The 23,447-nt window shown below is 58.9% G+C and carries 27 protein-coding genes; 15 read left to right on the forward strand and 12 right to left on the reverse strand.

What is annotated here, in order from left to right; all coding sequences use genetic code 11:
• The first annotated feature begins 24 nt into the window (after positions 1–24).
• The 3 genes from M5B98_RS02965 to rarD all read left to right on the forward strand — a co-directional run bounded on the left by M5B98_RS02965 (position 25) and on the right by rarD (position 3,176).
• The gene (locus tag M5B98_RS02965) at positions 25–924 is read left to right on the forward strand and encodes a LysR family transcriptional regulator (protein WP_248741763.1); all 900 of its coding nucleotides are present in this window, start codon (positions 25–27) and stop codon (positions 922–924) included.
• Positions 925–993: 69 nt separating this feature from the next.
• Positions 994–2,007, forward strand: coding sequence for an aldo/keto reductase (locus M5B98_RS02970; protein WP_248741764.1), 1,014 nt, complete (start codon positions 994–996; stop codon positions 2,005–2,007).
• Positions 2,008–2,294: 287 nt separating this feature from the next.
• Positions 2,295–3,176, forward strand: a complete 882-nt coding sequence (gene rarD / locus M5B98_RS02975; RefSeq protein WP_085710020.1) for an EamA family transporter RarD — start codon at positions 2,295–2,297, stop codon at positions 3,174–3,176.
• A gap of 64 nt (positions 3,177–3,240) precedes the next feature.
• Here rarD and hppD read toward each other — a convergent pair whose 3' ends face one another.
• Both hppD and M5B98_RS02985 read right to left on the reverse strand, forming a co-directional pair.
• Positions 3,241–4,317, reverse strand: a complete 1,077-nt coding sequence (gene hppD / locus M5B98_RS02980) for a 4-hydroxyphenylpyruvate dioxygenase (RefSeq protein WP_085730812.1) — start codon at positions 4,315–4,317, stop codon at positions 3,241–3,243.
• A gap of 246 nt (positions 4,318–4,563) precedes the next feature.
• Positions 4,564–5,511, reverse strand: coding sequence for a DMT family transporter (locus tag M5B98_RS02985; protein WP_248741765.1), 948 nt, complete (start codon positions 5,509–5,511; stop codon positions 4,564–4,566).
• A 77-nt stretch (positions 5,512–5,588) separates the two neighbouring features.
• Between M5B98_RS02985 and M5B98_RS02990 the strand changes: the two genes are divergently transcribed.
• From M5B98_RS02990 to M5B98_RS03000, 3 genes are all read left to right on the forward strand, one after another.
• On the forward strand, positions 5,589–6,461 hold the full coding sequence (locus M5B98_RS02990) for a LysR family transcriptional regulator (protein WP_248741766.1): 873 nt from the start codon (positions 5,589–5,591) through the stop codon (positions 6,459–6,461).
• A 115-nt stretch (positions 6,462–6,576) separates the two neighbouring features.
• Positions 6,577–8,112 (forward strand): EAL domain-containing protein, encoded by a 1,536-nt coding sequence (locus tag M5B98_RS02995; protein WP_248741767.1) that lies wholly within the window; start codon positions 6,577–6,579, stop codon positions 8,110–8,112.
• 235 nt (positions 8,113–8,347) lie between these two features.
• Entirely contained in the window at positions 8,348–8,713 is a 366-nt protein-coding gene (locus M5B98_RS03000) for a histone-like nucleoid-structuring protein, MvaT/MvaU family (protein ID WP_064381416.1), read from the forward strand.
• Positions 8,714–8,921: 208 nt separating this feature from the next.
• Here M5B98_RS03000 and M5B98_RS03005 read toward each other — a convergent pair whose 3' ends face one another.
• The gene (locus tag M5B98_RS03005; protein ID WP_248741768.1) at positions 8,922–9,440 is read right to left on the reverse strand and encodes a DUF4946 domain-containing protein; all 519 of its coding nucleotides are present in this window, start codon (positions 9,438–9,440) and stop codon (positions 8,922–8,924) included.
• A 142-nt stretch (positions 9,441–9,582) separates the two neighbouring features.
• Here M5B98_RS03005 and gloA point away from each other — a divergent pair, with 142 nt between their 5' ends.
• Complete coding sequence (gloA, locus tag M5B98_RS03010; protein WP_065260490.1) at positions 9,583–10,104, forward strand: lactoylglutathione lyase; 522 nt, start codon at positions 9,583–9,585, stop codon at positions 10,102–10,104.
• A gap of 77 nt (positions 10,105–10,181) precedes the next feature.
• Here gloA and ahpF read toward each other — a convergent pair whose 3' ends face one another.
• The 3 genes from ahpF to M5B98_RS03025 all read right to left on the reverse strand — a co-directional run bounded on the left by ahpF (position 10,182) and on the right by M5B98_RS03025 (position 13,513).
• On the reverse strand, positions 10,182–11,744 hold the full coding sequence (ahpF, locus tag M5B98_RS03015) for an alkyl hydroperoxide reductase subunit F (RefSeq protein WP_248741769.1): 1,563 nt from the start codon (positions 11,742–11,744) through the stop codon (positions 10,182–10,184).
• Positions 11,745–11,874: 130 nt separating this feature from the next.
• Positions 11,875–12,438, reverse strand: coding sequence for an alkyl hydroperoxide reductase subunit C (ahpC, locus tag M5B98_RS03020; protein WP_003224621.1), 564 nt, complete (start codon positions 12,436–12,438; stop codon positions 11,875–11,877).
• Between the two features lie 136 nt (positions 12,439–12,574).
• Positions 12,575–13,513, reverse strand: coding sequence for a site-specific integrase (locus M5B98_RS03025; RefSeq protein ID WP_248741770.1), 939 nt, complete (start codon positions 13,511–13,513; stop codon positions 12,575–12,577).
• 177 nt (positions 13,514–13,690) lie between these two features.
• On the opposite strand from M5B98_RS03025, the gene M5B98_RS03030 reads away from it, so the two are divergent.
• Entirely contained in the window at positions 13,691–14,695 is a 1,005-nt protein-coding gene (locus M5B98_RS03030) for a DNA-binding protein (protein WP_248741771.1), read from the forward strand.
• Here M5B98_RS03030 and gorA read toward each other — a convergent pair.
• Both gorA and galU read right to left on the reverse strand, forming a co-directional pair.
• Positions 14,692–16,050, reverse strand: a complete 1,359-nt coding sequence (gorA, locus tag M5B98_RS03035) for a glutathione-disulfide reductase (protein WP_248741772.1) — start codon at positions 16,048–16,050, stop codon at positions 14,692–14,694. The genes M5B98_RS03030 and gorA overlap by 4 nt on opposite strands.
• Before the next feature lie 129 nt (positions 16,051–16,179).
• Positions 16,180–17,019, reverse strand: a complete 840-nt coding sequence (galU, locus tag M5B98_RS03040; protein ID WP_085710029.1) for a UTP--glucose-1-phosphate uridylyltransferase GalU — start codon at positions 17,017–17,019, stop codon at positions 16,180–16,182.
• A 247-nt stretch (positions 17,020–17,266) separates the two neighbouring features.
• Between galU and M5B98_RS03045 the strand changes: the two genes are divergently transcribed.
• Together M5B98_RS03045 and M5B98_RS03050 are read left to right on the forward strand one after the other, a co-directional pair.
• The gene (locus M5B98_RS03045) at positions 17,267–17,455 is read left to right on the forward strand and encodes a hypothetical protein (RefSeq protein WP_085710030.1); all 189 of its coding nucleotides are present in this window, start codon (positions 17,267–17,269) and stop codon (positions 17,453–17,455) included.
• Positions 17,456–17,594: 139 nt separating this feature from the next.
• Complete coding sequence (locus M5B98_RS03050; RefSeq protein ID WP_085710031.1) at positions 17,595–17,891, forward strand: hypothetical protein; 297 nt, start codon at positions 17,595–17,597, stop codon at positions 17,889–17,891.
• A 3-nt stretch (positions 17,892–17,894) separates the two neighbouring features.
• Here the strand turns inward: M5B98_RS03050 and M5B98_RS03055 are convergent, their stop codons facing one another.
• Together M5B98_RS03055 and M5B98_RS03060 are read right to left on the reverse strand one after the other, a co-directional pair.
• On the reverse strand, positions 17,895–18,125 hold the full coding sequence (locus M5B98_RS03055) for a hypothetical protein (RefSeq protein ID WP_085710032.1): 231 nt from the start codon (positions 18,123–18,125) through the stop codon (positions 17,895–17,897).
• Between the two features lie 72 nt (positions 18,126–18,197).
• Positions 18,198–18,554, reverse strand: a complete 357-nt coding sequence (locus M5B98_RS03060) for a hypothetical protein (protein ID WP_085710033.1) — start codon at positions 18,552–18,554, stop codon at positions 18,198–18,200.
• A 212-nt stretch (positions 18,555–18,766) separates the two neighbouring features.
• Here M5B98_RS03060 and M5B98_RS03065 point away from each other — a divergent pair, with 212 nt between their 5' ends.
• From M5B98_RS03065 to ada, 5 genes are all read left to right on the forward strand, one after another.
• On the forward strand, positions 18,767–19,069 hold the full coding sequence (locus tag M5B98_RS03065) for a DUF1883 domain-containing protein (protein ID WP_039768744.1): 303 nt from the start codon (positions 18,767–18,769) through the stop codon (positions 19,067–19,069).
• Positions 19,070–19,097: 28 nt separating this feature from the next.
• Complete coding sequence (locus M5B98_RS03070) at positions 19,098–19,274, forward strand: hypothetical protein (protein ID WP_158593095.1); 177 nt, start codon at positions 19,098–19,100, stop codon at positions 19,272–19,274.
• Positions 19,275–19,366: 92 nt separating this feature from the next.
• On the forward strand, positions 19,367–20,080 hold the full coding sequence (locus M5B98_RS03075) for a 2OG-Fe(II) oxygenase (protein WP_412548527.1): 714 nt from the start codon (positions 19,367–19,369) through the stop codon (positions 20,078–20,080).
• A 5-nt stretch (positions 20,081–20,085) separates the two neighbouring features.
• Entirely contained in the window at positions 20,086–20,742 is a 657-nt protein-coding gene (gene alkB / locus M5B98_RS03080; protein WP_248741773.1) for a DNA oxidative demethylase AlkB, read from the forward strand.
• 88 nt (positions 20,743–20,830) lie between these two features.
• Complete coding sequence (gene ada, locus M5B98_RS03085) at positions 20,831–21,898, forward strand: bifunctional DNA-binding transcriptional regulator/O6-methylguanine-DNA methyltransferase Ada (RefSeq protein WP_248741774.1); 1,068 nt, start codon at positions 20,831–20,833, stop codon at positions 21,896–21,898.
• Here ada and M5B98_RS03090 read toward each other — a convergent pair.
• Both M5B98_RS03090 and M5B98_RS03095 read right to left on the reverse strand, forming a co-directional pair.
• A complete protein-coding gene (locus M5B98_RS03090; RefSeq protein ID WP_248741775.1) occupies positions 21,895–22,353 on the reverse strand; it encodes a GyrI-like domain-containing protein in 459 nt (152 codons plus the stop codon). The two genes, ada and M5B98_RS03090, sit on opposite strands and share 4 nt — an antisense overlap.
• A gap of 60 nt (positions 22,354–22,413) precedes the next feature.
• Positions 22,414–23,397 (reverse strand): MDR family oxidoreductase, encoded by a 984-nt coding sequence (locus M5B98_RS03095; RefSeq protein WP_248741776.1) that lies wholly within the window; start codon positions 23,395–23,397, stop codon positions 22,414–22,416.
• Positions 23,398–23,447 lie beyond the last annotated feature (50 nt).

A 23,447-nucleotide genomic window follows, 5' to 3' on the forward strand; every position in this document is an offset into this window, starting at 1 on the left:
AGGATCTTCAACGGATTTTTACTAATGAGCTCGATCCTCGATCTGGAAATCTTCGTCCGCACCGCCGACTCCGGCAGCATTTCCGCCGCCGCCCGGGCGCTGGAGCTGACCCCGGCCGCCGCCAGCATCGCGCTTAAACGCCTGGAAACCCGCCTCGGCATCCGCCTCTTCGCCCGCTCCACCCGCAGCATGCGCCTGACCGAAGAAGGCCGGCGTTATCTGGAAAGCGTGCGTCTGGCGCTGGCCACCCTGGCCGAGGGCGAGCAGGCGCTGAAGCAGCAGACCGAAGGCCTGAGCGGCGTGCTGCAACTGGCGGCGCCGTCGGACTTCGGGCGCAATGTGTTGCTGCCGTGGCTGGACGACTTCAAGCGCGAGCACCCGCACATTCAACTGCAATTGCTGCTCAACGACCGGCATGCGGATCTGTTTCGCGAGACGGTGGACGTGGCGCTGCGCTTTGGCGTGCCGAGTGATTCGACGCTGGTGGCGTTGTCGATTCTGCCTGAGCATCGGCGCGTGGCCTGCGCCAGCCCTGCGTATCTGGAGCGTCACGGCACACCGCAAAACCCGGATGAATTGAGCGAACACAGCGCCCTGCTCTACTTGCGCAATGGCCGCCCCTACAACACTTGGCGTTTCCATCGTGAAGACGAAACGGTCGAGGTCGAAGTACGCGGCGAATACCTCAGCGATGACGGCGAAGTTGCCCGCCGTTGGGCACTCGCCGGGCACGGCATCGCCTACAAGGCCTGGCTCGACGTAGCCGAAGACGTGCGCGCCGGGCGGCTGCTGACGCTGTTCGATGACTGGCACGGCGAGAGCGTGCCGTTCAATCTGCTCTGCCCGCACCGGGTGCAGGTGTCGGAACGGGTCAAGGTGTTGCAGGCGTTTTTGCGCGAGCGCTGTGAGGCATTGCGTCGATAAATTCACTTTGCCCTGCCGGACGCTTCTGGTATTTGATGGAAGCTTTCCCACCGACAAAAGGATTTCGGCATGAGCTATCGCACACTGGGTCAATCGGGGTTGCAGGTGTCCACCCTCACCCTCGGCACGATGATGTTCGGCGAGCAGACCAGCGCGGAAGATTCGCTGCGCATCATCGACAAGGCCTGGGATCAGGGCATCAACTTCATCGATACCGCCGACGTCTACACCAGCGGCCGCTCGGAAGAGATCGTCGGTGAAGCCATCGCCCGTCATCGGCATGAGTGGGTGCTCGCAACCAAGGTCGGATTCGGCCCGGTGGACGGCGTGCCGAATCGCAGTGGACTGAGCCGCAAGCATATCTTCAACGGTCTGGAGGCCAGCCTGACCCGGCTCGGCACCGACTACCTCGACATCTATTACCTGCACCGCGAAGACCACAACACGCCGCTGGAAGTGACGATTTCGGCGATTGGCGATCTGATTCGCCAGGGCAAGATCCGTTATTGGGGCCTGTCGAACTATCGCGGCTGGCGGATTGCCGAGGTGATTCGCGTGGCGGACAAACTGGGCGTCGATCGCCCGGTGATCAGCCAGCCGCTGTACAACATCGTCAACCGCCAGGCCGAGACCGAGCAAATCACTGCCGCCCAGACTTACGGCCTCGGCGTGGTGCCGTACAGCCCGCTGGCCCGTGGTGTGCTCAGCGGCAAATACGCGCCGGACGTGACCCCTGATGCCAACAGCCGCGCCGGACGCCAGGACAAGCGCATTCTGGAAACCGAATGGCGGGTGGAGTCGTTGCGCATTGCCCAGCAGATCCAGCAATACACAAAAGAGCGTGGGGTCGGGATTGTCGAGTTTGCGATTGCCTGGGTGCTGAACAACGGCGCGGTAACGTCGGCGATTGTCGGGCCGCGTACGGAAGAACAGTGGGACGCGTACACCAAGGCGCAAGCGGTGAAGATTACGGCGGAGGATGAGGCGTTTATCGATTCGCTGGTGACGCCGGGGCATGCGTCGACGCCGGGGTTCAACGATGTGAGCCATTTTGTGTCGGGGCGCAAACCGCGCCAGGCGTGAGATCGCCCCCTCACCCTAGCCCTCTCCCGGAGGGAGAGGGAACCGATTGGAGAATATTGAAGCTAAGCTTTTGCCTGAAGCTGTTGTGTTGAATCCATAATCGACTCGGAATTTCACGTCGCTGAAACTCGTGAGACACCTCGGTCAGTCCCCTCTCCCTCCGGGAGAGGGTTAGGGTGAGGGCTTCTTTTGGTTTTGTAGAAAATATTGACCACCCCGACCAATATTCAGCACAAAAACCACGTATCCTGCGCGCCCCGTTTCACCATCACCCCCGCGAGGACAGTTTGTCTAAAGGTATCGCTCTTTCGGTAACAGCCTCGACGCTGTTTGCCGTCATGTATTACTACACCTCGCTGCTCACCCCGTTGAGCGGCGTGGAAATCTACGGTTGGCGGATGCTGCTGACCGTGCCCTGCATGACTGTGTTCATGCTGCTGTCCGGCGAATGGCGGCGGGTGCTGGAGTTGCTGCGCCGGATCCCTGCGCTGCCGAAGCTGATCGGCGGCCTGATCCTCTCGTCAGCGCTACTCGGCGTGCAGTTGTGGCTGTTCATGTGGGCGCCGCTCAATGGTTACAGCCTCGACGTGTCGCTGGGCTACTTCCTGTTGCCGCTGGCCATGGTGCTGACCGGGCGTATCGCTTACGGCGAAAGCCTGTCGTACCTGCAAAAAATCGCGGTGTTCTTTGCCAGCCTGGGCGTGTTGAACGAGTTGTATCAGGTCGGCGGGTTTTCCTGGGCGACGCTGGTGGTGGTCGTCGGTTACCCGTTGTATTTCGTACTGCGCAAATACCTCAAGACCGACAACCTTGGTGGACTGTGGGTCGACATGACGCTGATGCTGCCGGTGGCGTACTGGTTTGTGCGCGGCGGTGAACAGGGTTTCGGCGTGTTCGATCAGTATCCGGCGCTGGCGTGGCTGATTCCGCTGCTCGGTCTGATCAGTGCGTCGGCGCTGGTGGTGTACATCATTGCCAGTCGTTTGTTGCCGTTCAGTCTGTTCGGCTTGTTGAGTTATGTTGAGCCGGTGTTGTTGCTCGGTGTAGCGCTGCTGCTCGGCGAGAGCATCAAACCCGGCGAATGGCTGACCTACATCCCGATCTGGCTCGCGGTGGTGGTGCTGGTGTTTGAAGGGTTCAAGCATCTGATGCGCCAGCGGCGTCCGTAAGACGCGCAATAAAAAGCCCGGCCTGCACAATTAATTGCAGGCCGGGCTTTTTTACATCTGCAGATTACTCGGTGGCGAGTACGCCACGACGCACCTGGTCACGCTCGATCGATTCGAACAGTGCTTTGAAGTTGCCTTCGCCGAAACCATCGTCGCCTTTACGCTGGATGAATTCGAAGAACACCGGGCCCATCAGGGTTTCCGAGAAGATCTGCAGCAGCAGACGCTTGTCGTCTTTGTCCGACGCGCCATCGAGCAGGATGCCGCGCGATTGTAGTTGATCGACCGGCTCGCCGTGGTTCGGCAGGCGGCCTTCGAGCATTTCGTAGTAGGTGTCCGGCGGCGCGGTCATGAAGCGCATGCCGATCTTCTTCAACTGATCCCAGGTCTTGACCAGGTCGTCGGTGAGGAACGCCACGTGCTGGATGCCTTCGCCGTTGAACTGCATCAGGAACTCTTCGATCTGCCCGGCGCCCTTCGACGATTCTTCGTTGAGCGGGATGCGGATCATACCGTCCGGCGCGGTCATCGCTTTCGAGGTCAGGCCGGTGTATTCGCCCTTGATGTCGAAGTAGCGGATCTCGCGGAAGTTGAACAGCTTCTCGTAGAAGTTGGCCCAGTAGGCCATGCGGCCGCGATAAACGTTGTGGGTCAGGTGATCGATGATCTTCAGGCCGGCACCGACCGGGTTGCGGTCAACGCCTTCGAGGAACACGAAGTCGATGTCATAGATCGAGCTGCCTTCGCCGAAACGGTCGATCAGGTACAGCGGCGCGCCACCAATGCCTTTGATCGCCGGCAGGTTCAGCTCCATCGGACCGGTTTCGATGTGGATCGGCTGGGCGCCGAGTTCCAGCGCACGTTTGTAGGCCTTCTGCGAATCCTTGACCCGGAACGCCATGCCGCAAACGGACGGACCGTGCTCGGCGGCGAAGTACGAAGCGACGCTGTGGGGTTCGTTGTTGAGGATCAGGTTGATCGCGCCCTGGCGATACAGGTGCACGTTCTTGGAACGGTGGGTCGCGACCTTGGTGAAGCCCATGATCTCGAAGATCGGCTCCAGGGTGCCAGGTGTCGGCGATGCGAACTCGATGAACTCGAAGCCCATCAGGCCCATTGGGTTTTCGTATAAATCTGCCATGGTTGGCGCCTCATCATTCTTATCAATTAACCAGAGTTATTTGTCAGTAATGCTGAGACCGGTGGGTGGCGCACAGGAGATGCCACGCACACTGCGGGCGAGGAAGTCACCGTAGATCAGTTGAAACCCGAATATCTTCATTGTCGACCCAAGGCTCTTGCGGGCGAGGCTTCTGCTGCCAGAAGACGATTATTATTGTATGCGTAACCCGATTCTACACAGCGTAAATAGGGTTGTCTGCCCTCTCTATAAAATCCGCTTTTTTCGGCCCGGTGCAAGGGGTTTGTTGCACAGCCAGATGCCCGCCAGAATCAGCACGCCGCCCAGGCACATGGGCAGCGTCAGTTGCTCGCCCAGCAGGATTGCACCAGCGAGCACGGCGGTCAGCGGGTTAAGCGCAATGAACACGCCGGAGCGGGTCGCGCCGATTTTGCGAATGCCGTCGTAATAACTGATGTAGGCCAGGGCCGAGCCCAACACCCCGAGGTAGATCAGGCTCAACCATTGTGTCATCCCGAGATTGGCCACCGCCGCCCCGCTCACTTCGCCACGAATGGCGGCCAGCGCCCAGAGCATCAGCGTGCCGAGCAGAATCGAAAAGGTCACCGTCTGCAACGGGCCTATGCTCTGGTTGAGACTGCGGGAAAACAGCGAATAAACACCCCAACTCAACACACAGCCGAGAATCAGCAGATCGCCGATCCAGGCGTCTGGTGTCGCAGCCAGCAATTGCGGATTACGACTGACGATCACCACGCCCGCACCACCGATGCAGACCAGGATGCCGATGACTTTAAATCGACTCAGGCGCTCCTTGAACAGCAGCCATGACGCCAGGCCAATCACCGCCGGATTTAACGTAACAATCAGCGAAGCCCGCGACGCATTGATGTATTGCAGGCCGTAAAAGAAGCACAGGTTGTAGAAGAAAATCCCGAAGAACCCCAGCAATGCCAGTTGCAGCCATTGCCCGGGATTCGGGCGTGCGAAGGGAATCCGCGCCAGCCATAGAAAACAGAGCAACGCGACACTGGCCAGCAAGAACCGAAAGCTGGCGGCGAGGATCGGACTCAAGCTGCCGGCGAGAAACCGCCCGGCCACCCAGGTCCCGCCCCAGATCATGCTGACCATGGCGAGGTTCAGATAGACGGGCATGTCCGAGGCCACCGGACGGATTGATTCATGACTATTCATAACGCTCTCGGCGACGAAACTGACGGATGCCGTATCATTCGAATAATTGTCGATCATCGTAAAATGAGCTTTTACTCATGACTTTGACCCAGCTCGAAATCTTCTCTCTGGTGGCCGAACTGCGCGGCTTCACTCTCGCCGCCCATCGTCTGGGGATTTCCCAGTCGGCGGTGTCCCATGCCTTGAAGTCACTGGAACAGGAACTGGGTGTCGAACTGTTTCGCCGGCATCAATCGCAAGTCGAACTCAGCGATATTGGCGAGCAATTGCTGCTGCGCGCACGGGCGATGCTCGGGCTGGCCAACACATTGCGCCAGGAAGCCGCCGATGCGCGCGGGCTGAAAAGCGGTACCTTGCGTATCGGCTCGTTCGGCCCGACTTCATCGATCAGGTTGCTGCCGCGAATCCTCCAGCATTTCCGCCAGGCGCACCCGGGCATCGAGGTTCACATCGACGAAGGGCCGGACCGGCAGGTACTCCAGTGGCTTGACGAGCGGCGGATCGACATCGGTTTCGTGGTGTTGCCCGAAGAACGTTTTGATACGTTTGCCCTGATGGAGGACCAGATGGTCGCCCTGCTTCCGCCCGACCATCCTCTGGCCACGCAGGCGCAACTGAGCCTGAAAGACCTGTGCAACGACCCGTTCGTACTCACCGAAGCCGGCTCTTCGGAACTGGTATCGCGACTGTTCAACGCGGCAAGACTGAGCCCGAATATCCGCTACCGCTGCTCGCAACTGCTGAGCACCCTCGATACCGTGAGCCGGGGCGACGCCATCACCCTCGTTGCCGACGGCTCACTGCCCGACGAGCCAAACCCGCAATACGTGAAGCGGCCATTGTCACCCGCCGTGGTGCGCCACATCGGCCTGGCCGTGCTGGATCAGCGCCAGGCATCACCCGCCACTCTGGCTTTCATCAAGCTGGCGACTGCACTGGATTACCGCTGAGCGGCGCAAGCGCCAACGGCCATCTATCATGGGCACAGACCCAACGCTTTCCAGAAGGTGCATCCTTGCCCCGCCTGCCGTCGAGAGCCCCACACCACCGCAACAGGATGCGCCCATGCCTCTGACCGTCAGGCCCCGCCGCAAACGCAGCACCCGAATCATCGTGACGCTGCTGTGTGGTTTGCTGCCGATCATCATCGGCACTGTCATTCTGCATATGCAGGCCGAGCGCACGCTGGAACAGAGCTCCCGGCAAACCGCCGAGGAAGCCTTGCGCCAGTTCGACCTGATGCTCGACAACACCGCCCAGTCCGCCCGGGAATTGCTGCCGCTGGCGGGCCAGACCTGCGAGGACGTCAAACTGGCCCTGCGCGAACAGGTCACGCGCCGCCCGTTCGTGCGTTCGACCAATCTGGTGTGGGACAACAACCTCTATTGCAGTTCGTTGTTCGGCGACTTCAAGGAAGCCGTCAATCCGGGGGACTACACCCAAGGCAAGTTATGGCTCATGAACGGCAACCCGGTGACGCCTGATACGGCGCTGCTGGTGTATCGACTGAGCGATGGCCGGGGCGGCGCCCTGACGACGCTGGACGGCTATCACCTGAGCAATATCCTGCGCCTGATCGGGCGGCAGACATTGTTATTGCTGCAGGTTGGCAATAACTGGCTTTCTGCCGACGGCAAAGTGCATCAAGGCGCCCTTCCCGAGTTGCCGGTGGCCCAGAGCACGTTGAACTCTGCACACTATGCCTACACGGTGAGCGCCGGTTTCCCTGAAGATGAAACCTGGAACTACATGAGCGACGAATACCCGCCGTTGTTCAGTCTGTTGATTTTCTTTGGCGCGGTATCCGGGGCGATCGGTTATATCGTGCAGAACCGCGCGACATCCCCCAGTCACGAAATGCTGCGCGCGCTGGAAGCCGGAGAGTTCATTCCCTACTTCCAGCCGGTGGTCTACGGCGACAGCAAACGCTGGTCGGGCTGCGAAGTGCTGATGCGCTGGAATCATCCCAAGGAAGGCCTGGTACGCCCGGACCTTTTCATACCGTTCGCAGAACATTCCGGGCTGATCGTGCCGATGACCCGCGCATTAATGCAGCAGACCGCTGTGGTGCTCGGGCCGCTGTCTGCTTCCTTCGAGGCCCCCTTCCACATCGGCATCAACATTACGGCCAGTCACTGCCACGATCTGGAGTTGCTGGAAGACTGCCGCGAGTTTCTCGCGGCCTTCGCCCCCGGCAGCATCAGCCTGGTCCTGGAATTGACGGAACGCGAGTTGATCGAGCCCACCGACATCACTCATCAGTTGTTTGCGCAACTGCGGGCCATGGGTGTGAAGATCGCGATCGACGACTTCGGCACCGGCCATTCGAGCCTGGGCTATTTGAGAACATTCAATGTCGACTTCCTGAAGATCGACCAGACATTCGTCGCAATGATTGATAAGGATGCCCTGTCCCGACACATTCTGGACAGCATCATCGAACTCTCCGCCAAACTGGACCTGGGCATTGTGGCCGAAGGCGTGGAAACACAGGTCCAGGCCGATTATCTGGCCGCGCATCACGTCAACTTCCTGCAAGGCTATCTGTTTGGCAAACCGATGCCGGCCACAGACTTCATCGATGCATTAACTCACCATTAACTAAACGCGATAAAACCGACGGGCTCAGACCGGTCGCACCAAATTGATACAAGACATCGCTGTTTTTACATAAAGAAAACGTCAGGATTTACTCTTGACGCATTAACTACTACAATTTTTCTTACCTGTTGCTAGATTGGCAGGTGAGCCACTATCACCGAGTCGCTTCAAGGCTCTTGGCTTATAGCTTTGTTTGCGGTTGGTATCAGCCAAACACACTATTGGAGTAAAGATATTGTCCAGACTCGCTGAATTTCGTGCAGCTGAAAAGGCCCTTCAGGAACAGCTCAAGCAGCTGGAATCGCTGAAGAACGATGCCGGGCTCAAGAAAGAAATCGAATTCGAAGAAAAGCTCCAGGGGCTGATGAAAACCTACGGCAAAGGCCTGAAAGACATCATCGCCATCCTCGATCCGAACCCGGCCAAATCCGGTCTGCAACTGACCGCAGCACCTAAAACCCGCCGCGCTCGCGTGGTCAAGGTCTATCAGAACCCGCACACCGGCGAGCTGATCGAGACCAAGGGTGGCAACCATCGCGGCCTGAAGGCCTGGAAGGAACAATACGGTGCAGCCACCGTTGATTCCTGGTTGCGCGGTTAATCCCCCGCAAACATAAAAGCCCTGCAGATGCAGGGCTTTTTTTTGGACAATATCTAACAAATGCAACAATTTCCCGTGTCGAAAGTTCACAGCCAAACAGCCTCTTGCACTGAAACTATGCTTCCGGATGTTGCGCCTTCGCAGGGCGAGCAACTTTGTATTTAATCACTTCAGGTATCTAACGGGCTGAGGAACACCGAACAGCTGACTAAAATTTCAAGCTGTTTCTCGCCGCCACTATTTCATCAGCGCTGGCCTTGTAAACCTCGGCTTGCCCGGCATACGAAAGTACATAGGCCTTGTCTGCCTCTACTGCAGCAACCAATGTTTGTGACAGCACATGACGGCCATTTTCGGTGACTGTACAAGTGGTCTCGAGCGCCGCGAGTGAGCCAAGTGTGCTCGAATGAACCTTGTTACAGACACTCTGATAACCGCCCTGGAAAAAGTCCTTCTGCACCGACTTGCGCATTTCCAGCAACACGCCTTGCAGGTTGACCTGATGACCCGTTTCCACACGCGTCATAGTCAACTCCATCACCATCACCTGATTGCCATCGGAGTCGGTCTTGACCGCCCGCTGACGGGAAACTTCCGCCGTGGTTTCGGGCAGCGCTTCGACTTGCCAACCCGCAGGCCAGGTAATGCTCGGCGCATCAGCGCAGGCCGAAGCGGCGATGAGGGACAAGCCGAAGAAAACGAACAGCGATTTGAACGGTCGGATCATTACCAGAGGCACTCGCGGATTGAGCCGTAAAGTCTGAGGCTCGCTCGCCTGCAGGGCAAGCCCGCGCTTTCGGTTTGGCGATGCCGCAAGGCATGCGTATCATTGCGCCCATTCACTCGCCCCAATTTGTTACGGAGGGCCCATGAGCCTGCAAGAACTGAACACCTTCCCTGGCGTCACCGCCACCCCGGACAGCGCAACCCGCAACTTCGTGTTCAACCACACCATGCTGCGCGTCAAAGACATCACCAAGTCGCTGGACTTCTACACCCGCGTGCTGGGTTTCTCGCTGGTGGAAAAACGTGACTTCCCGGAAGCGGAATTCAGCCTGTACTTCCTCGCCCTGGTCGACAAATCGCAGATCCCGGCCGACGCCGCTGCGCGCACCGAGTGGATGAAGTCGATTCCCGGCATCCTGGAACTGACCCACAACCACGGCACCGAGAACGACGCCGATTTCGCCTACCACAACGGCAACACCGACCCGCGCGGTTTCGGCCACATCTGCATTTCGGTGCCGGACATCGTCGCTGCTTGCGCACGCTTTGAAGAGCTGGGCTGCGACTTCCAGAAACGCCTGACCGATGGCCGCATGAAGAGCCTGGCGTTCATCAAGGACCCGGATGGCTACTGGGTCGAGATCATTCAGCCGGCACCGCTGTAAACGCTGAAAACGCTGAAAACGCTGAAAAGAAAAAACCCCATCATCGCTGATGGGGTTTTTCTTTTTCGGTCCGGGATTTACGCCGGGGCCGAAGTGCGGATCAGGTGATCGAAAGCACTGAGGGAAGCCTTGGCGCCCTCACCCACCGCAATCACGATCTGCTTGTACGGCACAGTGGTCACGTCGCCGGCAGCAAAGATGCCCGGGATCGAGGTTTCGCCACGGTTGTCGACAATGATCTCGCCACGCGGCGACAGCTCGATGGTGCCTTTGAGCCAGTCGGTGTTGGGCAACAGACCGATCTGCACGAAGATCCCTTCCAGCTCGACCGTGCGCAACTCGTCAGTGTTGCGATCCTTGTAACGCAGGCCGTTGACCTTCTGGCCGTCGCCAGTGACTTCAGTGGTCAACGCACTGGTGATCACGGTGACATTCGGCAGGCTATGCAGCTTGCGTTGCAATACGGCGTCGGCACGCAGTTGTACGTCGAACTCAAGCAAGGTTACGTGGGACACGATACCGGCCAGGTCGATGGCCGCTTCGACGCCGGAGTTACCGCCGCCAATCACCGCCACACGCTTGCCTTTGAACAGCGGACCGTCGCAGTGCGGGCAGTACGCCACGCCCTTGTTGCGGTATTCCTGTTCGCCCGGCACGTTCATTTCACGCCACCGTGCGCCGGTCGCCAGAATCACGCTCTTGGCCTTGAGGGTCGCGCCGCTGGCGAAGTGGACTTCATGCAGCTCGCCGTTCTTGCCCGGAATCAGCTTGTCGGCGCGTTGCAGATTCATGATGTCTACGTCGTACTGCTTGACGTGTTCTTCCAGCGCGGTCGCCAGCTTCGGGCCTTCGGTTTCCTGCACGGAAATGAAGTTTTCGATGGCCATGGTGTCCAGCACCTGACCGCCAAAACGCTCAGCCGCAACGCCAGTGCGAATGCCTTTACGTGCCGCATAGATGGCCGCCGAAGCACCGGCCGGGCCACCGCCGACCACCAGTACATCGAAAGACTCTTTGGCGCTGATTTTCTCGGCCTGACGCTCGATGGCACCGGTGTCGAGTTTGGCGAGGATTTCCTCCAGGCCCATGCGGCCCTGGCCGAAGTTTTCGCCGTTCAGGTAGATGCTCGGCACGGCCATGATCTTGCGATCGTTGACTTCGTCCTGGAACAGCGCGCCGTCGATGGCGACGTGACGGATGTTCGGGTTCAGCACGGCCATCAGGTTCAACGCCTGGACCACGTCCGGGCAGTTCTGGCAGGACAACGAGAAGTAGGTCTCGAAGTTGAACTCGCCCTTGAGCGAGCGGATCTGTTCAATCACTTCGACACTGGCCTTCGAAGGGTGGCCGCCGACTTGCAGCAGGGCCAGCACCAGCGAAGTGAATTCATGGCCCATCGGGATGCCGGCGAAACGCAGGCTGATATCGGCACCCGGGCGGTTGATCGAGAACGACGGCTTGCGTGCATCGTCGCCGCTGTCGATCAAGGTAATCTGATGCGAAAGACTGGCAACGTCTTTCAGCAGGTCGAGCATTTCACGGGATTTCGCACCGTCGTCGAGTGAAGCAACGATCTCGATCGGCTGGGTGACCCGTTCCAGGTACGATTTCAACTGGGCTTTAAGATTGGCGTCCAACATACGGGCGATCTCCTGACTTTATTTGAGGCGAAAAAAAGCCCGAGCGAATCTCGCCCGGGCTTTTCTATTGGGCGGTGCAGCTTACTGAGGTAGGTGCGGAGTCCCGCCCTGCATTGCGTGTGTCACAGACTCAGATCTTGCCGACCAGGTCCAGGGACGGAGCCAGAGTGGCCTCGCCTTCTTTCCACTTGGCCGGGCAAACTTCGCCTGGGTGGGCAGCAACGTACTGAGCAGCCTTGATTTTGCGCAGCAGCTCGGAAGCGTCACGGCCAACGCCGCCGTCGTTCAGTTCAACGATTTTGATCTGGCCTTCAGGGTTGATCACGAAAGTGCCACGGTCTGCCAGGCCAGCTTCTTCGATCAGCACGTCGAAGTTGCGGGAGATGACGTGGGTCGGGTCGCCGATCATGGTGTATTCGATTTTGCCGATGGCTGGCGAAGTGTTGTGCCAGGCAGCGTGGGCAAAGTGGGTGTCGGTGGAAACGCTGTAGATTTCTACGCCCAGTTTCTGGAAGGCAGCGTAGTTGTCGGCCAGGTCTTCCAGCTCGGTTGGGCAAACGAAGGTGAAGTCGGCCGGGTAGAAGAACACTACGGACCATTTGCCTTTCAGGTCAGCGTCCGAGACTTGTACGAAGTCGCCGTTTTTGAACGCGGTAGCTTTGAACGGTTTTACTTGGCTGTTGATGATAGGCATTGATGACTCTCCGTCAGGGTTGTGAATTCGATGGGTGAATCCTACCCACTCACTCGACGGATGGCTCATTGGCAAACCTGATGCTGCTGATTTGTTTTCGCTATTAGCTGACTGTATTAATAGAAGAAAACGATATCTACGACGACAACGGCTTATCCGTAATCCGGGCCATCCCGTGAAAGGGGCTCGCTTCAACATAGCGCATGGCGGACTTCATATCCTTCCAGCCCACGTAACTCATCAGCGACTTGAGATCCCAGCCACTTTGATGGGCCCAGGTGGCAAAGCCACGTCGCAACGAATGGCTTGTGTAGCGCTCGGCGGCTATCCCGGCGCGTTCGAGGGCCTGGCGCAGCAACGGAATCACACTGTTGGCGTGCAAGCCCTCCTCGCTCAGATTGCCCCAGCGGTCGACGGCGCGAAACACCGGGCCGCGTACGAGCGCAGCTTCAGTGATCCAGTCGATGTAGGCCTGCACCGGGCAAAGCTTGAGCAAAGCCGGGGCCTGATAGGTCTGTCCGAGGTTCTCCCGGTCACCCTTGCTGCGCGGCAGGTACAGGGTGATGCCACTGCCGGCGTGGGCCTGGACATGCTCGATCTGCACCCGGCACAGCTCGTCACTACGAAAGCCGCGCCAGAACCCCAGAAGAATCAGCGCCCGATCCCGACAGGCTCTGAGCAGCAACGGCCGATCCTGTTTTTCCCGGGCAACCTTCATTTCCTGCTCAAGCCAGGCAACGGTCTGGTCAAGGTCCTGCAGCTGTAACGGCTCGGCCTGTTTTTCCTGCGCGGGATGCAGCGCACGGATGCCCTTGAACACTTTGCGCACCACCGGCGTCTTGGTCGGATCGGCAAACCCCTGACTGTTGTGCCACTGCGCCAGTGCCGACAGGCGCAGCTTCAGCGTATTGACCGACAGAACGCCCGCGTGAGCCACCAGATAGCGCGCGACGCTGTCCGCCGTCGCGGGCAGGAACCCGCCCCATACCGTTTCGAAATGCTCGACGGCCGCACGGTAGCTGCGGCGGGTGTTGTCACGGGTGGCGGCTTGCAGATAGCGATCCAGATCGCTCATGGGCAGATTTCTCGCAGATGTACTGATTTGAAGAATGAAAAGCGGATTCTGACGTTTCACATTGGGTAATACCAGTATATCCCGCCCGTTTATCTTGAAACATTTAACTTTATTTTCAGCATGGTACACTGCGTACTTTGGTGGCATGTACCACAGTACGTAATCGTAGGAGCACATATGGCCCGTGGCGGCGTTAACAAAGCAGTAGTCCAGATCGCGCGCTCAGCGATCCTCGCCCGTGGCGAACACCCGAGCATCGACGCAGTACGCATCGAGCTGGGGAATACCGGATCAAAAACCACGATTCATCGCTACCTGAAGGAACTGGATGACGGCAGCGCACCGGCAGATCCTTCGGCAGAACCCATCGATGACGAACTCCTCGCCCTCGTCACGCGCCTTGCCCAACGCCTGAAAGAACAGGCGCAAGAGCCGATTGATCAGGCACGCGAGCAGTACGAGCAACAACGCCAGGCGTTGGAAGCAGAGCTGAATCAACTTCGCCATCACCATGCACAGCTGGAGAAGAAGCACGACATCCAGGGCGCAGCGCTAGCGAAAGAGTCCGAAGCCTTGAGCGACACCCGCTCGATGCTGCAAACCGAACAGACACGCAATGCCGGCCTGAATCAGGCGCTGGCAGATTTCGAATTGCGCTTGCAAGACAAGGACGAGCAGATCCGCTCGCTGGAAGAAAAACACCTGCATGCCCGAGATGCGCTTGAGCACTACCGCAATGCCGTCAAGGAGCAGCGCGAACAGGAACAGAGCCGTCACGAAAGCCAGGTTCAACAATTGCAGATGGAGTTGCGTCAGGCGCAGCAAAGTGCGCTGGTTCGTCAGGACGAAATCACTCAATTGCACCGTGACAACGAACGCCTGCTGACCGAGAACCGTGGCACGCTGCGCGAACTGAGCCTGCTGCAGGATCAGCTCAAGCACAGCAATCAGCGTCAGGATCAACTGCTGGAGCAAGCGACCCGCGTCGACAGCGAGCGCACCCTCCTCCAGGAACGCTTGCGCGTGGCGCTGCTGGAGAGTCAGACACTCAAGCAGAGCGTCGACGAGCAGTCTCAGCTCAATCAGTCACTGGAGAAGGAATTGACCAAGGCGCAAGACAGCCTGCGCCTGGCTACCACCGTTGCGGCAGCGCCAGACGCAGCAGAACCGAAAAAGACTTAAGCGCCGACCGGCGTACGCATGGTCACAAACTCTTCGGCCGCCGTCGGGTGCACCCCGACGGTGTCGTCGAAGTCACGCTTGGTGGCGCCAGCCTTCAATGCGATCGCCAGGCCCTGTACGATCTCGCCGGCATCCGGCCCGACCATGTGGCAGCCCAGCACCTTGTCGGTTTTGCCATCGACCACCAGTTTCATCAGCGTGCGTTCCTGGCATTCGGTCAGGGTCAGCTTCATCGGGCGGAAGCGGCTTTCGAAGATCACCACATCGTGACCCGCTTCACGCGCTTCTTCTTCGGTCAAACCGACAGTGCCGATATTCGGCAAGCTGAACACCGCTGTCGGGATCATCTTGTAATCCACCGGCCGGTATTGCTCCGGCTTGAACAGACGTCGCGCCACCGCCATGCCTTCAGCCAGCGCCACCGGCGTCAACTGCACACGCCCGATGACATCGCCCAGCGCCAGGATTGACGGCTCGGTGGTCTGATATTGCTCATCGACCTTGATGAAGCCTTTGTCGTCGAGCTGCACATCGGTATTTTCCAGCCCGAGATTGTCCAGCATCGGGCGCCGGCCAGTGGCGTAGAACACGCAATCTGCTTCCAGTACGCGACCATCCTTGAGAGTAGCCTTGAGGCTGCCATCGGCTTGTTTGTCGATCCGCTCGATATCGGCATTGAACTGCAAATTCATACCGCGCTTGGTCAGCTCTTCCTGCAGATGCTTGCGCACCGAGCCGTCGAAGCCGCGCAGGAACAAATCACCGCGATACAGCAACGTGGTATCTGCACCGAGACCGTGGAAGATCCCGGCAAACTCGACGGCGATGTAACCACCACCAACGACCAGGACACGCTTGGGCAGCTCTTTCAGGAAAAACGCCTGATTGGAGCTGATGGCATGCTCGTGCCCCGGAATTTCCGGAATCTGCGGCCAGCCGCCCGTGGCGATCAGAATGTTTTTCGCGGTGTAACGCTCGCCGTTGACCTCCACTTCATGGGGACCAACGATCTTCGCGTGCGCTTCGTGCAGGGTCACGCCACTGTTGACCAGCAGATTGCGATAAATGCCGTTAAGGCGATTGATCTCGCGATCCTTGTTGGCGATCAGGGTCGACCAATCGAAATTCGCCTCACCCAGGCTCCAACCGAAACCGGACGACTGCTCAAAGTCTTCGGCGAAATGCGCACCGTACACCAACAGCTTCTTCGGCACGCAGCCGACGTTGACGCAGGTGCCACCCAGATAACGGCTCTCGGCCACCGCCACTTTCGCACCAAAACCGGCAGCAAAACGCGCAGCACGTACACCGCCGGAACCGGCACCAATCACATAAAGGTCAAAATCGTAGGCCATTTCTTTCTCCTCGGCAGGCGATCAGCATACCCGCCGTCGTCCTTTGGGCAAGCACTCCTGCCGATATAGGGGCGGAAAATGAAAAAGCCACCCGAAGGTGGCTTTTTCGTACAGACAGGTCAGGCGCTATCAGTAGGCCTTGCCGGTCTTGTAGAAGTTTTCGAAGCAGAAGTTGGTGGCCTCGATGTAACCCTCGGCACCACCGCAGTCGAAACGCTTGCCCTTGAACTTGTAGGCCATCACGCAGCCGTTCTGGGCCTGTTTCATCAGGGCGTCGGTGATCTGGATTTCACCACCCTTGCCTGGCTCGGTCTGTTCGATCAGGTCGAAGATGTCCGGGGTCAGGATGTAACGACCGATGATCGCCAGGTTCGACGGTGCGTCTTCCGGCTTTGGCTTCTCGACCATGCTGTGTACGCGGTAGATGTCGTCGCGGATCATCTCGCCGGCGATAACGCCGTACTTGCTGGTCTCTGCCGGATCGACTTCCTGAATGGCAATGATCGAGCAGCGGAACTGCTTGTACAGCTTGACCATCTGGGTCAGTACGCCGTCGCCTTCGAGGTTGACGCACAGGTCGTCCGCCAGCACCACGGCAAACGGTTCGTCGCCGATCAGCGGACGACCGGTCAGGATCGCGTGGCCCAGGCCTTTCATTTCAGTCTGACGGGTGTAGGAGAACGAGCACTCGTCCAACAGCTTGCGGATACCGACCAGATATTTCTCTTTGTCGGTGCCCTTGATCTGGTTTTCCAGCTCATAGCTGATGTCGAAGTGGTCTTCCAGGGCGCGCTTGCCACGGCCGGTCACGATGGAGATCTCAGTCAGACCAGCATCCAGAGCTTCTTCGACGCCGTACTGGATCAGTGGCTTGTTTACCACCGGCAGCATTTCTTTGGGCATGGCCTTAGTCGCTGGAAGGAAGCGAGTACCGTAACCGGCTGCTGGGAACAAGCATTTCTTGATCATATAAGTCCTTGAAAGGGCTGTGTGTACGAGTTTCGGCGCAGTCTAATCAGGCGGCGTGCACCTTACAATGCCCCGCACTGGCTAACCGATGTCAACATAGAGAAATATTCTGGCGGATAGTTCAATCCGCACGCAGAAGCTGCGCATTCAGCGTAGCCCAAAGATTCAGGAACACCGCATCGACCCGCGCCCGCTCGCCCGTTTCCCGCTATCATGACGCCTTTGAACCAGCCAACGAGGCCGCTAGATGTCCGCAGCAAAAATCATCAACGGGTACACCGTCGCCAAGGCAAAAGATGGCCAGTGGCATATCACCGCCGCCAACGGCGAAGATGTGTCCGGTCCATTGCCCACTGAAGCGATGGCGGTTGAAGTGGCCGCGGTGCTTGATTACACGCCTCCTGCACCGAAGCGTCGCGGCAAGGATCAAGACTGATCGGCGACCACAAATCCCGGCCCTGCCACTGCGCAGGGCTTTTTTTGGCCCGCACACAAAGACGTGGCCAATCGCTATAACCTTTTCACACCGGCGCTGTCATAGCGTCTAGCCCTCTCCTTCCGAAGACGACATCGCCATGAACACCCGTACCCTGCACCGCATGCTGCCACTGATTGCGCTTCTGGCCCTGGCCGGCTGCGCCACGTCCGAAACGACTTATCTGAACAACGGCGAACAAGGCCTGAGCATCGACTGCTCCGGCGAGGCGAACTCCTGGGCCAGTTGCTATGAAAAGGCCGATGCCTCCTGCGCCGGGACCGGCTATCGCATCGTTGGAACGGAAGGTACGCCTGCCCCGAAGGAAAGCGACAAGACACTGGGTGTCGACGTCGGCAATTACAAGACTCGCAGCGTCGTGGTGGTCTGCAAGTAGGTTTTACATGTGGATTTCGGCGAACTTGATCCCCAGCCCGCGAACGACCTCAATCAGGTCATCCAGACGGCCAAACGATTCGACTTCGTCGTTTTCATCCACCAGAAAATAACTGCGCCCGGCGCTTTTCTTGAAAAACACGATCCACTCACCCGGATTCGCCGGGTTCTGAATCACATGCGTGGCCGCAATCAGCCCTTCTTTATGGCGCTCGCGCACCTGCTCCCGCTTCATGCACATCTCCAGAAATGACAATGCCGCCCAGGCGTGGCCTGGACGGCATCAATACCGATGACTGACAGTTTATCAGCCGGAAATGCACACCGTGGCGGCATTGCGTACATCCCGAGGACGTATCGGCACATTGGACATGCGTTCATGCAACTTGATACTGCTGCCGCCGGAGCGATCCTCGATGTCAAACACCGCCGCCGGGCCGGATGACAATTTCCCCGGCACGATCACCCTAACCCCGTCCTTGTGCGGCTCCATTTGCAGGGCCCCGCGGCTTTGCGCCAGCTTGTCAGCCAGGCACTGCGCATATTCGTGGGGCTTCTTGCCGGAAATGACGTTCATGGTCGGCAACGTTTCATTAATCTCTGAAACGCTTGCGCAACCACCCATCGCCAATGCCAACGGCACAATGACCACACCCCACTTCATACAGAATCTCCTATAAAGACCGTCGGACAGCACGAATGCCAATTTTCTCCGAGGCTCATTGCATTTAACGCACATGGAATCGCGAATAACTGTTTTTAATTGTCAAAGCAGCGCCCGACGGCCGGATAATAACCTGTCCGGACTGATAAACTGCCGCCAATCGACCTTGCTATCGTTTTGATTTTGTAGAAAAAGCCCTTCTGGAGGCGCCCATGAAATTTATTCACCAGCGCGAGCACCTCAACGAAGACGACATCGTCGTCATCCAATGCTCGCAAACCTGCAATATCCGCCTGATGAACGACGCCAACTTCCGCAGCTTCAAGAACGGCGGCCGTCACACTTACCACGGCGGCGCATTCGACACCTTCCCGGCCCGCATCACGGCGCCGAGCACCGGGTTCTGGAACATCACCATCGACACCGTCAGCCGCCGCGCCATCAGCGTGACCCGCAAGCCGACCCTGACGCACTCGATCAAGATCATCCGTCGTTCCAGCTCGAAACTCAGCTGATCGCCTCCATCAATCCAACCAGGTAAGCATGACCGTGGCCCAAACGACCAAATACGTCATCAAGTACAAACTCAACGGCGAACGCCGCTTCGAATTCGCCCAGCTGGAAAACGGCACGCCGGAAGAGGCCAAGGCTGCACTGGATGCCCTGCACGGCCAGAGCGGCGACGTGATCAGCGATATCAGCGTCAGCAAGGCCTTGTAAGACACGGGTGACAATTCGACCGCAAGCGCCGGAGTGTTCCGGCCTCGCGGGCTGCCTAGACTGATCGCCTGGACAAGAACCAAGGAATCAGAATGCCGATGTCACCCGACTCTCCCCTCGACAGGCTCGACTGGGTCGCACTGGAACAACAGCTGGATCAGGACGGCTGTACCGTCATCCGCTCGTTGTTGCGCCCGGAAACCTGCGAGCGCCTGAGTGCGCTTTACCCGCAAAGCGAACCGTTCCGCTCGCAAGTCATCATGGCCCGCCACGGGTTCGGGCGCGGCGAGTACAAATATCTGCGCTATCCGTTACCGCCGCTGGCGGAGCGCCTGCGCAGTACGTTTTATCCGCGACTCGTTCCCCTGGCCAACCGCTGGCACGAACGAATGGGTTTGCCGCAACGGTTTCCACCTCTGCACAGCGAGTTTCTTGCGCGCTGTCACGCCGCCGGTCAACTGCGGCCTACCCCGCTCTTGCTGCAATATGGCCCACAGGACTACAACTGTTTGCATCAGGACTTGTACGGCGAACATGTCTTTCCACTGCAAGTGGCGATTCTTCTGTCAGAGCCTGGCGAAGACTTCAGCGGTGGTGAGTTCGTCCTGACCGAACAACGTCCGAGAATGCAGTCACGCCCGTTGGTGATGGACCTGAGAAAAGGTGACGCCTTGATCTTTGCCGTCAACCAGCGCCCGGTCAAAGGCGTGCGCGGCGATTATCGGGTCACCATGCGCCACGGGGTGAGTCGCCTGCACAGCGGAAAACGGCATACTCTCGGCATCATCTTCCACGACGCAACCTGACCATCATGCACAGCAATTTCGACCTCTTCGCCGACACCGAGCAGCCACACCGCTCCGAGCAGATTGGAGAGCAATCGTGGGTCTTGCGCGGCTTCGCACTCTCCCGTATCGAGCAATTGCTGCCGGCGCTGGAAACGGTCATCGAACGCGCCCCGCTGCGGCACATGATGACGCCCGGCGGCTTCAGCATGTCGGTGGCCACCAGCAGCTGCGGCGCTTTGGGCTGGATCACCGATCGCAGCGGTTATCGCTACTCGGCCGAAGATCCAATCAGCCACCAGCCCTGGCCGCAAATGCCTGAAGTCTTTCGCAAGCTCGCCCAGGCAGCGGCGAAGCAAGTCGGATTTTCCGACTTCATACCGGATTCCTGCCTGATCAACCGCTATGTCCCCGGCGCGAAGATGTCTTTGCATCAGGACAAGGACGAACATTCCTACAACGCACCGATCGTTTCTCTGTCATTGGGTTTGCCAGCCATGTTTCTGTTCGGCGGTTTCGCCCGCAGCGACAAGAGTCAGCGCATTTCGTTGCTGCACGGCGACATGGTGATCTGGGGCGGCGTCGACCGGCTGCGCTTCCACGGCGTCCTGCCGATCAAACACGGCCGGCATCCGCAATTGGGCGAACAGCGTTTCAATCTGACATTTCGCACCGCTGGATAACCTCACGAAATTTGACCGCAAGGGCCGGAGTGTTACGGTTGGCGGCACTGGTTAACCTGAAATTCAACAGGTCAACGGACTCTCCATCATGAAAACGCTTTCGACCCCTTTGAACATTCAAGACGATCCACGTTGGGCCGCTGTCGTCGCCCGCGACCCACGGGCGGACGGCCAATTTGTCTATGCCGTGAAGACCACCGGCATCTATTGCCGCCCGAGCAGCCTGGCACGTCTGCCGAAGCCGCAGAATGTCGAGTTCTTCGACACCGCCGAAGAGGCCGAAGCGGCGGGATACCGCCCCAGCAAACGGGCGAGCAAGGACCAGAGCGACGTGGCTGCGCAACATGCCGCGACCGTAGCCGCAGCCTGCCGGCAGATCGAAAGCGCCGAAACCCTGCCGGCACTCAACGAACTGGCCGAAGCCGCCGGCCTTAGCGCCTTCCATTTCCACCGGGTCTTCAAAGCCGCCACCGGCCTGACACCCAAAGGTTACGCCGCCGCGCATCGTTCCCGCAGAGTCCGGCAACGTCTGGCGGATGGCGACTCGGTGACCGATGCGCTGTACGACGCCGGTTTCAACTCGAACAGCCGCTTCTACGAATCCGCAGACCAGTTGCTGGGCATGAAACCCGGCGACTTCCGGGCCGCCGGGCAAAACAACGACATTCGTTTTGCGGTGGGCCAATGTTCGCTTGGCGCGATTCTGGTGGCACAGAGTGACCGGGGGATCTGCGCGATTCTGTTGGGGGACGACCCTCATCAACTGGTCTGCGACCTGCAGGATCAGTTTCGCCGGGCAAACCTGATCGGAGCTGATGCCGAGTTCGAACAACTGATCGCCCATGTCGTCGGCTTCATCGAAGCACCGGCCATCGGCCTCGACCTGCCACTGGATGTGCGGGGCACCGCGTTTCAGGAACGGGTCTGGCAGGCACTGCGCGAAATTCCGGTCGGCAGCACCGCCAGTTACGCCGACATCGCTCAACGCATCGGCTCGCCAAAAGCGGTTCGGGCGGTAGCCCAGGCTTGCGGCGCCAACAGCCTCGCGGTGGCGATCCCTTGCCACCGTGTGGTGCGCAGCGACGGCAACCTTTCCGGCTATCGCTGGGGTGTGGAGCGCAAGCGTGAGCTGTTGTCCCGGGAAACGCAGCCTTAGCGAATACCGATGTAGATAGCTACCGACTCGGGGCCCAGGTAGGCCTCGAAGTCGGTGGCGTAGCGGCGCTGGATCTGCGGATTGGCTTCGAAGTGTTTCCAGATCCGGCCCCAGGTGGCGATGACGGCGTCCGGCAACGCGCCCTGCCCCTGAAAAACCAGATACTCGCCGCTCTCGATCAGGATTGTTTCGAAACCGCTTTGCGGATCAACGACAGCAACGCCGGCGGTCACATCGAATGCGCCCGAGGCATCCGACTCGTAGGCCGAATACACCCCATAAATCGGCGACTCGGTCAGTTTGCCGGGAATGACCTGCGCCAGGTTCTTGCCGAAGAACTCGCCCCACATCGGTCCGATTTTCGCGGTCTCGGCCTTGTGTTCTGCGGCATTGGTGGTTCGAACGCGCAAGCCTGAGACCGTGAACGACTCAACGTGCTGTTGTTGTAAATCCATCGAAGTGCCACTCCCTTTTTTGAAGTGCGGCCCGGCAGGTCCGCGATGGCGCTTAATGTGTCAGCGATTGACGTCCACGACAACCCGTCCGCGCAACTGTCCGGCGAGCAATTTCGGAGCAGCTTCGATCGCTTCGCTGAGGGCGATTTCGTGGCTGATCAGGGGCAACAGGGCGAAATCCAGATCCTTGGCCAGACGCGCCCAGGCTTCAATTCGGCGGGCCTTGGGCTGGGTCACGCTGTTGATGCCGGCCAGCGTCACGCCACGCAAGATGAACGGGGCCACCGACGCCGGAAAATCCATGCCCTGAGCCAGACCGCATGCCGCGACAGTACCTTCGGCGCGAGTACTGGCGCAGGCGTTGACCAAAGTATGACTGCCGACCGAATCAATCACTGCTGCCCAACGCTCCTTCGCCAGTGGCTTGCCGGGTTCGGACAAGGTCGCACGATCAATGATTTCGCTGGCGCCCAGTCGCTGCAGATATTCATGCTCCGACACCCGCCCGGTAGACGCCACCACGCGATAGCCAAGTTTGTGCAACAAGGCAATGGCAAAGCTGCCGACCCCGCCATTGGCGCCGGTGACCAGTACTTCGCCCTGCTCTGGCGTCACGCCGTTTCGCTCCAGCGCCATGATGCACAGCATCGCCGTGTAGCCCGCCGTACCAATGGCCATGGCTTGCGCGGCAGTGAAGGCTTTTGGCAGCGGAATCAGCCAGTCGCCGTTGAGCCGCGCCTTCTGGGCCAGACCGCCCCAGTGGTTTTCACCCACGCCCCAGCCGTTGAGCAGCACCTGATCGCCAGCCTTATAGTCGGGATGCGAACTGACTTCGACCGTACCCGCCAGATCGATTCCCGGCACCATCGGGAACTTGCGCACCACCGGACTGCTGCCGGTAATCGCCAACCCGTCCTTGAAGTTGAGCGTGCTGTACGCGACGCGCACTGTCACATTGCCTTCGGGCAACTGCTGCTCGTCGATTGTCTGCAGGCTGGCGCGATATCCGCTGTCGTTTTTGTCGATCAGAATGGCGTTGAACATGACTGCCTCTCAGGGGAAGGATTCAGGGGATCGTGGCATTCAAATAGCAC

It is taken from the genome of Pseudomonas sp. MWU12-3088 (genome assembly GCF_023242405.1).
GTDB classification, from domain to species: Bacteria; Pseudomonadota; Gammaproteobacteria; order Pseudomonadales; family Pseudomonadaceae; genus Aquipseudomonas; species Aquipseudomonas kribbensis.

Bases quoted from the DNA above. Each gene is read 5' to 3' on its own strand.
- M5B98_RS02965 (WP_248741763.1), top strand. From the start codon at position 25: ATGAGCTCGATCCTCGATCTGGAAATCTTCGTCCGCACCGCCGACTCC.
- M5B98_RS02970 (WP_248741764.1), top strand. From the start codon at position 994: ATGAGCTATCGCACACTGGGTCAATCGGGGTTGCAGGTGTCCACCCTC.
- hppD (WP_085730812.1), bottom strand. From the start codon at position 4,317: ATGGCAGATTTATACGAAAACCCAATGGGCCTGATGGGCTTCGAGTTC.
- M5B98_RS02985 (WP_248741765.1), bottom strand. From the start codon at position 5,511: ATGAATAGTCATGAATCAATCCGTCCGGTGGCCTCGGACATGCCCGTC.
- M5B98_RS02990 (WP_248741766.1), top strand. From the start codon at position 5,589: ATGACTTTGACCCAGCTCGAAATCTTCTCTCTGGTGGCCGAACTGCGC.
- M5B98_RS02995 (WP_248741767.1), top strand. From the start codon at position 6,577: ATGCCTCTGACCGTCAGGCCCCGCCGCAAACGCAGCACCCGAATCATC.
- M5B98_RS03005 (WP_248741768.1), bottom strand. From the start codon at position 9,440: ATGATCCGACCGTTCAAATCGCTGTTCGTTTTCTTCGGCTTGTCCCTC.
- gloA (WP_065260490.1), top strand. From the start codon at position 9,583: ATGAGCCTGCAAGAACTGAACACCTTCCCTGGCGTCACCGCCACCCCG.
- ahpF (WP_248741769.1), bottom strand. From the start codon at position 11,744: ATGTTGGACGCCAATCTTAAAGCCCAGTTGAAATCGTACCTGGAACGG.
- ahpC (WP_003224621.1), bottom strand. From the start codon at position 12,438: ATGCCTATCATCAACAGCCAAGTAAAACCGTTCAAAGCTACCGCGTTC.
- M5B98_RS03025 (WP_248741770.1), bottom strand. From the start codon at position 13,513: ATGAGCGATCTGGATCGCTATCTGCAAGCCGCCACCCGTGACAACACC.
- M5B98_RS03030 (WP_248741771.1), top strand. From the start codon at position 13,691: ATGGCCCGTGGCGGCGTTAACAAAGCAGTAGTCCAGATCGCGCGCTCA.
- gorA (WP_248741772.1), bottom strand. From the start codon at position 16,050: ATGGCCTACGATTTTGACCTTTATGTGATTGGTGCCGGTTCCGGCGGT.
- galU (WP_085710029.1), bottom strand. From the start codon at position 17,019: ATGATCAAGAAATGCTTGTTCCCAGCAGCCGGTTACGGTACTCGCTTC.
- M5B98_RS03045 (WP_085710030.1), top strand. From the start codon at position 17,267: ATGTCCGCAGCAAAAATCATCAACGGGTACACCGTCGCCAAGGCAAAA.
- M5B98_RS03050 (WP_085710031.1), top strand. From the start codon at position 17,595: ATGAACACCCGTACCCTGCACCGCATGCTGCCACTGATTGCGCTTCTG.
- M5B98_RS03055 (WP_085710032.1), bottom strand. From the start codon at position 18,125: ATGAAGCGGGAGCAGGTGCGCGAGCGCCATAAAGAAGGGCTGATTGCG.
- M5B98_RS03060 (WP_085710033.1), bottom strand. From the start codon at position 18,554: ATGAAGTGGGGTGTGGTCATTGTGCCGTTGGCATTGGCGATGGGTGGT.
- M5B98_RS03065 (WP_039768744.1), top strand. From the start codon at position 18,767: ATGAAATTTATTCACCAGCGCGAGCACCTCAACGAAGACGACATCGTC.
- M5B98_RS03070 (WP_158593095.1), top strand. From the start codon at position 19,098: ATGACCGTGGCCCAAACGACCAAATACGTCATCAAGTACAAACTCAAC.
- M5B98_RS03075 (WP_412548527.1), top strand. From the start codon at position 19,367: ATGCCGATGTCACCCGACTCTCCCCTCGACAGGCTCGACTGGGTCGCA.
- alkB (WP_248741773.1), top strand. From the start codon at position 20,086: ATGCACAGCAATTTCGACCTCTTCGCCGACACCGAGCAGCCACACCGC.
- ada (WP_248741774.1), top strand. From the start codon at position 20,831: ATGAAAACGCTTTCGACCCCTTTGAACATTCAAGACGATCCACGTTGG.
- M5B98_RS03090 (WP_248741775.1), bottom strand. From the start codon at position 22,353: ATGGATTTACAACAACAGCACGTTGAGTCGTTCACGGTCTCAGGCTTG.
- M5B98_RS03095 (WP_248741776.1), bottom strand. From the start codon at position 23,397: ATGTTCAACGCCATTCTGATCGACAAAAACGACAGCGGATATCGCGCC.